The 8,417-nt window shown below is 65.6% G+C and carries 7 protein-coding genes; all 7 read right to left on the minus strand.

The window, feature by feature from the left end; genetic code table 11:
• Window positions 1-332 (minus strand): GNAT family N-acetyltransferase (locus tag HX786_RS31310; RefSeq protein WP_178913071.1); only part of this gene is annotated, 332 nt, incomplete at its 3' end.
• Window positions 329-1,771 (minus strand): MFS transporter, encoded by a 1,443-nt coding sequence (locus HX786_RS31315; RefSeq protein WP_178913072.1) that lies wholly within the window; start codon window positions 1,769-1,771, stop codon window positions 329-331. The genes HX786_RS31310 and HX786_RS31315, both read right to left, overlap by 4 nt.
• Window positions 1,768-2,976: an acyl-CoA dehydrogenase family protein gene (locus HX786_RS31320; RefSeq protein ID WP_008431174.1), complete on the minus strand. Its 1,209-nt coding sequence runs from the start codon at window positions 2,974-2,976 to the stop codon at window positions 1,768-1,770. The genes HX786_RS31315 and HX786_RS31320 overlap by 4 nt, the downstream gene beginning before the upstream one ends.
• A gap of 20 nt (window positions 2,977-2,996) precedes the next feature.
• On the minus strand, window positions 2,997-4,712 hold the full coding sequence (locus HX786_RS31325; RefSeq protein ID WP_178904135.1) for an ABC transporter ATP-binding protein: 1,716 nt from the start codon (window positions 4,710-4,712) through the stop codon (window positions 2,997-2,999).
• A complete protein-coding gene (locus HX786_RS31330) occupies window positions 4,709-5,572 on the minus strand; it encodes an ABC transporter permease (RefSeq protein WP_178913073.1) in 864 nt (287 codons plus the stop codon). Before HX786_RS31330 ends, HX786_RS31325 begins: the two co-directional genes overlap by 4 nt.
• A complete protein-coding gene (locus tag HX786_RS31335) occupies window positions 5,569-6,549 on the minus strand; it encodes an ABC transporter permease (RefSeq protein WP_003219850.1) in 981 nt (326 codons plus the stop codon). The genes HX786_RS31330 and HX786_RS31335 overlap by 4 nt, the downstream gene beginning before the upstream one ends.
• Window positions 6,546-8,207 carry an ABC transporter substrate-binding protein gene (locus tag HX786_RS31340; RefSeq protein WP_023659005.1) on the minus strand — a complete coding sequence of 554 codons (1,662 nt, stop codon included), beginning with the start codon at window positions 8,205-8,207 and terminating at the stop codon, window positions 6,546-6,548. Before HX786_RS31340 ends, HX786_RS31335 begins: the two co-directional genes overlap by 4 nt.
• Window positions 8,208-8,417: the final 210 nt, after the last annotated feature.

An 8,417-nucleotide genomic window follows, 5' to 3' on the forward strand; every position in this document is an offset into this window, starting at 1 on the left:
CTGAGCCACAGCGCCCTGCCCACCCCCGTTCCCCAATGCTCGGCCAGCACATACACCGCCTGCACTTCACCGGTTACGCCTGGATCAGCATCCTCATCACGACTCGAGCTGACAACAATCCAGCCCACCACACGCCCCTCGACCTGCGCGACAAACACAGCTTCGCTCCCCTGCTCAATCGACTGCCGCCAAAAGGCTTCACGCCGAGGCTGTGTCGCCTCCAGCGAAGCCAGGTAATCCGCCGGCATCAGTTCACGATAAGCCTGCTGCCAACTGCGAATATGCACCCAGGCAATATCACCTGCGTCCTCGATACGTGCTGCCCGAATCATCCAATTCCCTCTGCGCGTTTTGCATAAATCGCCGAGCCCGCCTGGGGCGACAGCCTGCGATAAACCAGCCCCGACAAGGCGCACAGCAATCCGGCACCCGCCATGATCCAGGCGATATCACTCTGCTCGACCGTGGCATGCCCGCGCACGGCCATGATCAAGCCGAGCAGCCCCGCCGCGATGCCCACCGATAAACTCAACGTCAACTGAATGGTCATCGCCGACAGGCTGCTGGCGCGGCTGGATTGCTCCGGTGGCACGTCGGCATAGGTCAACGCCCCCAGGGTGCTGAATTGCAGCGAGCGAATGATCCCGCTGCCAAATAACACCAGTATTACAATCCAATAAGGCGTTGATACCTCGAACAGGCTGCACGCCAGGATGGTTGCACCGGTGAGCACCGCGTTGCCGATCAAGGTGCGCCGGAAACCGAAGCGGCTGACAATCCGCACCGCCAGCATTTTCATCAGCAACGCACCCACGCCACCGGCAACGCTCAGCAGCCCGGCCTGTAACGGGTTAAGCCCGAAACACAGCTGGAACAGCAACACCAGCAAAAACGGCTGTGACGCGCTACCGATGCGCATCAGGTTGCCGCCCCAGAAGCTCACCGCGAAGGTCGGGATTTTCAACAATGAAAAATCGATCAACGGGTGCGCCGTCCGCCGTGCATGCAGGACATACAGCCAGGCACTCAACAGCCCGCCGCCAATCAGCAGCAACGCCCACTGGCGCGGCAACAGGCCGTGGCCCAGCACCTCGAAACCGAACACCAGCCCGCCCAATGCCACGCCGCTGAGCAACAGGCCGGGAACGTCCAATGGCTGGCCGGGTGTCCCGGAATAGTCCGGGATATAGCGCAGCACCAGGATCACCCCAAGCACGCCGATCGGCAGGTTGATCAGGAAGATCCAATGCCACGACAGCACAGTCACCAACAGCCCGCCCAACGGTGGGCCCAGCAGCGGCCCCACCAGCGCCGCCACCGTCAGGTACGACATGGCACGCAGCAGGTTTTCCCGCGCCGACCAGCGCAGCAGGATCACCTGCCCCACCGGCACCATCATCGCCCCCGAGGCACCCTGGGCCAACCGCGCCAGGGACAGTTGCAACAGCGAGCCCGAGCAGGCACAGGCCACCGACGCGAGGGTGAACAGCACGATGGCGCTGATAAACACCCGACGCGGCCCGAACCGGTCGGCCGCCCAGCCGCTGACCGGCACGAACAGCGCCACCGCCAGCAGGTACAGCGACACCACCAGGTTCATGCGCACGCTGGGCTCGCCGAAATCCTGGGCCATCTGCGGCAGCGCCGTGAGCACCGCCGTGGCGTCGATCAGTTCCATGAACAGCGCACAGCCGATGATCATCGGCACCCGGCGCGCATGCCCGGTGCCCACCTCGCCCAAGGGGTGTGAAAGGTCGAGGGCTTTGTTCAAAACAGCCCCGATGTCGGAGGCGGCGTGCCCTTGAGTTGCCAGGCGCCCACGGCTGCGGCTTTCCAGTGCCGGGGATTGTGGTTGGCCACGGTGCGCGCGTTGCGCCAGTGCCGGTCCAGGTTATGCGCGCGGCCGGTGGTGGAAGCGCCACCCACGTCGAACACCAGCTCGGCGGCCTTGAGCGCCGACTCCGCCGCGATGTATTGCGCCTGGGCCACGTCCACTGCCGCCTGGTCGACGGCCACCGCATCAAGATCCGCAGCCCAGGCGCGGTCAATGGAGTCCGCCGCGTGCAACACCACCGCTTCGGCGGTAAAAGCCCGGGCTGAAACGTCGCCCACGCTCAGTTCCACGTACGGGTCATCCACCGAGCGCGTGGCGCTGCTGTGCTTGATCGGCCGCGCATGCTCCTTGGCAAAGGTCACCGCATCATTCAGCGCATTACGCGCAATACCGGCCTGCACCGCCGCGAGGAACACTTGCAGGAACGGCGTGACAATCGTGCGCTTGCCTTCCTCGACGGTGCGGGTGCGGATCTCGCTGGCCAACACCTGCACATCATGCAGATGGGTGGTGCCACTGGCGGTCAGGCGCTGGCCCATGGCGTCGAAATCATCCAGCAACTCCAAGCCCTGGCGGTCGCGGGGCAGGATGAACGACACGGGCTGGTCATTCTCGTCCAGGGCGACGGCGCTGACCCAATCGGCATACAACGAACCGGTGCTGTAGTACTTGCTGCCGCAAGCGCGAAAGTGCTCGCCGTCACGCACGATGCGCGCACTGATCGAACCGTTGGCACCGCCGACTTCCCAGCCGGCATTGCCGATCACGGCGCCTTGCAGGTAGCGCCCGAACCAGCGCTCGCGCTCCTCCTCCGCCCCCTCGGCGCGGGACGCCAGCAGGCCTTCGACAAACCCGAAACCGGGGCGCAGCGCCTGGGCCACGTTGGAGTCGGCCGAGGCGATGCGAATCAGCAAGGCAATCACGTCCTTGACCGAACCACCGGCGCCGCCAAACCGCTTGGGAATCCGCACGGTAAACAACCCGGCCTGGGCGATCTGCGCCACGGCCTCATACGGCAGTTGGCGGTCACGCTCACGTTGCGCAGCGCCGGCGGCAATCTGCGGCAGGATGCGGTCGGCGCGGGCGTTCAGTTCGGCCACCGTTACAACCGGCGGCGTGGGTACAGCAGACAACTTGCTCATGGCACTTCCTTGATTCAGGTCTAGATGGCGATTTTCCACAGGCGCGATTCATCAAACAGCCAGCCGGGGTTTTCCGGCTCCAGGGCCGGCACCACCAACTGCTTGCCGCTGCCTGGCAGGCGTGGCACCGCGCCCAGCAGGCGCCGGGTGTATTCGTGCTGGGGCGATTCAAACAACGTCTCGACGCTGGCGCTTTCCACCACCTGGCCGTGGCGCATCACCAACACTTCGTCGCTGACGTGGCGAATCACCCCCAGGTCGTGGGAGATAAACAGGTAGGCCAGGCCCAGCGAGGCTTGCAGGTCGGCCAGCAGATCCAGGACCTGGGCCTGCACCGACACGTCCAGCGCCGACACCGGCTCGTCGCAGATAATCACTTTGGGGTTGCTGGCAATCGCCCGGGCAATCGCCACGCGCTGGCGCTGCCCGCCCGACAGTTGCAACGGTCGGCGCTCGGCCAATTGCGGCGCCAGGCGTACCTGGTCGAGCAACTGTGTCACGCGGGCCGCCTGTTGCTCGGCGTCGATACCGGCAACGTCCAGCGCATCACTGAGGATCTGCCCCACCGTCCAGCGCGGGTCGAACGAACTCAGCGGGTCCTGATAGATCACGCTGATATCCCGGCGATGCACGCGGCGGGTCTTTTCCTCGACCCGCTCGGTACCTGCCGCGGCCCATGGCTGGTCGAGAAAACGCACCTCACCGGCATCCGGTTGCAGCAAGCCGAGGGCGATGCGTGCCACGGTGGTTTTGCCGGAGCCGGATTCACCGACGATGCCCAGGGTGCGACCGGCGCGCAGCTCGAAGCTGACGTTATCCACCACCTGGCGCGACTGTTGATCGGGGCCGACATACCGCTTGCCCAGCCCGGAGGCCTTGAGCAACACCGGCGAATCCGCGCCCGGCCGTGGTTGCGCCACAGCGTTGCTGCGCTCCGGCGACAGGCGTGTGCCACGGGCATGTTCGGCGGGCACCGCATCCAGCAGCGAGCGGGTGTAGGCGTGGCGCGGGTTGAGCAGCACCTGATCCATCGGCCCCTGCTCCACCACTTCGCCGTGGCGCAGCACCAGCACCTCATCCGCCAATTGCGCGACCACTGCCAGGTCATGGCTGATGATCAGCAGCGAATCGCCACGGGCCTTGATCTGCTGCAACACCTGCAGAATCTGCGCCTGCACCGTGGCATCCAGCGCCGTGGTCGGTTCATCGGCGATGACCAGGCCGGGGTTCAATGCGAGTGCGCTGGCAATCAGCGCACGCTGGCGCAGGCCGCCGGAGAGTTGATCGGGGCGCTGGCGCGCACGCAGTTGCGGTTCGGGTACGCCCACCAGTTCCAGCAGTTCAATGACGCGTTCGCCACGGCTGCGACGGTCGCCCCAGCGATGGGTCTCCAGCACTTCGAGAATTTCCTTGCCCACCGGCCGCAACGGGTCGAGGGACACCAGTGCATCCTGCAACACGAAGCCGATGCCATTGCCACGCAAACGACGCCAGCCGCGTTCCGACAGGCTGAGCAAATCCACACCGTCATAGCTCAAGGTGCGCGCCGTAACCTTCGCGCCCGCACCCGCCAGGCCAATCAGGCTGCGGGCGGTGACGCTTTTACCGGAGCCGGATTCGCCCACCAGCGCCAGGGTCTTGCCAGGCTCCAGGGTGAAAGACAGATTGCGCACCACCGACTGCCCGGCAAACTCGATGGACAGCCCTTCAACGATCAAGCGTTTCTGGTCGCTCATGAAAGACGGCCCTCCAGGCGTTGTTGCAGGTAACGGCCAGTGACCGTGGTCGACAGCGTGGTCAATACGATGAACAGCCCGGGGAAGAACGTCAGCCACCAGGCGTTGGCGATGAAGTCGCGGCCCATGGACAACATGGTCCCCCACTCCGGTGCCGGCGGACGGGCGCCCAGGCCGAGAAAACTCAGGGCCGACGCCCAGACAATCGCCTGGCCCACGCCCATGGTCAGGGTCACGATCAACGGGCGCATGGCGTTCGGCAGCAACTGGCGCAGGATGATGCGCAGCGGCGGATGCCCGAGGGCCCGGGCGGCTTCGATATAGCCCGCGTTGCGCACCGCCAGCACCTGGCCACGGACCATCCGCGCATAACCCGGTGCACTGCCCAGCCCGGTGGCGACGATCAGCGGGCCGATGCCGCTGCCGAAAATCGCCACGAACAACAGCGCCAGGATCAGGCTCGGAAACGCAAACAGCACTTCCAGCAACCAACCCACGCCGCGGTCCATCCGCGCGCCGCCCAGCCCGCCCAACAGGCCAAGCACAATGGCGATTGTCATCGCAATCGCCGTGGCTGCCAGGCCGATGAACAACGACTGGCGGGTGCCATGGATCACCCGCGAAAAAATATCCCGCCCCGACTGATCGGTGCCGAACCAGTGGGCCAGGCTCGGCGAATGAAACGCATCGCGGGGCACGATGGCCAGCGGGTCGCTGTAGGCGAACAACTGCGGCACCAGCGCCGCGACGATCACCAGCAACAGAAAGGTAATCGCCAACAGCGGGCCGAGGCGCAGCGTGCGAGTGGTGCGCTGAATCCGCAGCGCGGGCAGCGGTGTTTCCAGGGTCAGGCCACTCATGCTGGAAGCTCCTGTTGGCGAGGGTCGACCCACAGGTACAGCAGGTCGACCAGAATATTGGCGAGCACGTAACCGGCGGCGACCACCAGGCTGATGCCGATGGTCAGCGGCAGGTCCTGGGCCTGCACCGCCTGGTACAACTGGCGGCCGAGGCCCTTGCGGGAAAAAATCACTTCGATCACCACGGCACCGCTGATCAGCGCGCCGATGGCCCAGCCCGACAGCGAGATGCCCGGCAACACGGCGTGGCGCAACGCGTGTTTGAAGCGCACGTTGAAGTCACTCAGGCCACGGGTGCGGGCGGTCAGGATGAAGGGTTGGTCGAGGGTCAAATCCAGGGATTCGCGGGTGACCTGGGCGATAAACCCGGCCAGCGGAATCGCCAGGGCGAACGACGGCAACACCAGGGTGCGCCAGCCATCACTGCCTGCCGGCGGGAACAGCCGCAGGCCGAACGCAAACACCGCCAGCAGCAGAATCCCCAGCCAGAAGTGCGGCAGCGCGGCGGCCAGGGTTTCGGCCAACGAGGCCAGGCTGGCAACCCAGCGTCGCCGGCCGGCGGTCAGCACCGTCAGCGCCAGCACCAGGACCCAGGCCAGGGCGAGCGAGGTCAGGGTCAGCTCCAGGGTCGGCCAGGATTGCTCGGCGAGCACTCGGGTCACCGGCAGGTGCTGGGAATAGGAAACCCCCAGGTCACCCTGCACCAGTCGCCCGAGGTACAACGCGTATTGCACCGCCAATGGTTTGTCGAGGCCGTACTCGCGGGTGGCTTCGGCGATGGTCTCGGGGGTGGGGTTGCCGCTCGGGCCGCCGAGGATCGCCTGCACCGGGTCGCCGGGCATCAGGCGCAAGGCAAAGAACGTCAGCGTGGCCACCGCCCAGAGCACCAGCACGCCGCCGGCAAGGCGCCACAGCGCACGTTTGCCGAGCCGGGCCAGGCGCTCGCGCCGTGGGTTGGCAAGTGATGTGTCGCTCATTTGTTCACCCATGCGTCATAGAGATAAGTCACCGCCAGCGACGGCTCCAGCCGCACGCCCTGGGTGGTCTTGTAGATACCCAGCCGCGTGCTTTGCGGGTAGGTGGTCAATTGCAGGTACTGGCTGGAAGCGATTTTCTGCGCCTGGTAATACAGCGCCCGGCGCTGCTCGCTGTCCTGGGTGGTGAGGGCTTGCCGGATCAGCGTGTCGAACGCCGGGTCACTGAAGCCTGCGGTGTTCTGGTGGTAACCACCGACACCCGCCGGGCTGATGAACTCACTGCCGAAGATGATCCGCAGCACGTCGGCGGTGTTGGTGTTCCAGTAGCCGAGGCGAATGTCGTAGTCCCAGTCGGCCTGGCGTTTGGTGGCCTGTACGTCACTCATCTGGTCGACGATCAGCTCGAAGCCGACCTGCCGGGTGGTGGCCTGCACCTGTTCCCACAAGGTGTATTCCGACGGTGGCGTGCGGTTGCCCATCACCACGTGAACTTGCAGGCGCTTGCCGTCCTTGGTGCGGTAGCCCTCGCTGTCGCGCTGGGTCCAGCCGGACTGGTCGAGTAACTGCGCAGCCCGGGCCGGGTCGTAATCCTGGGCGTGCTGGAACTCCGGGCTGTAGAAGCGCGTGGCTGGGCTCAGCGGCCCGCCGGCGCGGGGGAATTCGTTGAAGTACACGCTCTTCAACGCGCCCTCGATGTCGGAACTGCGCACAAAGGCTTCGCGCACTCGCACGTCATCGAACGGCGCACGGGTAATGTTCAGCGTGCCGTTGGTGGGGTTGCCGGGGCGTTGGGCGATCACCAGGGTCAGGTCCGGGTTGCGTCGAGCGGCCTCGTGGGATTCGGGGGGCAAGGCTTCGATCACGTCGACCTCGCCAGCCTGCAACGAGGCGAAGCGCACGGAAGGTTCCTGGATGAACTTCCAGACGATCCGGTCGAGCCAGGCCGGGCCCTGGTGCTTGGCGGTGGGTGGCGCCCAGTTGTAGTCGGGGTTGCGCACCAGCTCGACCTGGCTTTGCCGGTCCCAGCGCACGACCTTGAACGGGCCGCTGCCGACCGGGCTTTCGCAGTTCACATCGCGCGAGCGCAGCAGTGCGGTGGGGGACTCGATGCCGAGGAAGCCTTGGGCGAGGACTTCAAGAAAGGCCGCGTACGGCGTGGCCAGGTGCACCACTGCGGTGTATTCGTCGAGCACGTCGGTGCTGCGGTATTGGCGGATGTAGCCGCCTGCGGTGCTGGACTGGGTCTTGGGGTTGGCCATGTGGTCGAGGTTGGCCTTGACCGCCGCGGCGTTGAACGGGGTGCCGTCGGTGAAGTGCACGTCGTTGCGCAGGTGGAAGGTGTAGGTCAGGCCGTCGGGGGAGACTTCCCAGGTCTTGGCGAGCCAGGGGCCGATGCGGCCGTCGGCGTCCATCGAGACCAGGGAGTCGAGGTACTGCTGGGCGACGAACACCTGGGGCATGTCGCCGGCCACGTGGGGGTCGAGGCAGGTGGGTTCGCGGTCGGTGGCGTACACGAGGGTGCCGCCCTTTACCGGCTGGTCACTGCGTGTGACGGTGGAGCTGCCTTGGCCACAGCCCAGGAGCAGGCCGCAGAGTGTGGCGGTGCCGATAAGGAGCAACGGGCTGGATCGTCGCGGGTAAGGGGCGGGTTCTTGCATGATGGGTCAGGCCTAAAGTCCGGGAACTGGGTCATTGCACAAGGCATGCCGGGTTTTTGGGCCTGTAAACAGGGGGGATTGGAGGGTTGGGGGATTGCTGAAAACGACAATGTGTGTGGGAAGTGTTGGTCAGGCAACAGCTCGGCCTTGGGGGGGCGTGAGGTTTGAGTACATATCCGTTGCTGCGGTAACGGCCGCTATTGGTTCCGC

The organism is Pseudomonas sp. 21615526, from assembly GCF_013386245.1.
In the GTDB taxonomy this organism is placed as follows: Bacteria; Pseudomonadota; Gammaproteobacteria; order Pseudomonadales; family Pseudomonadaceae; genus Aquipseudomonas.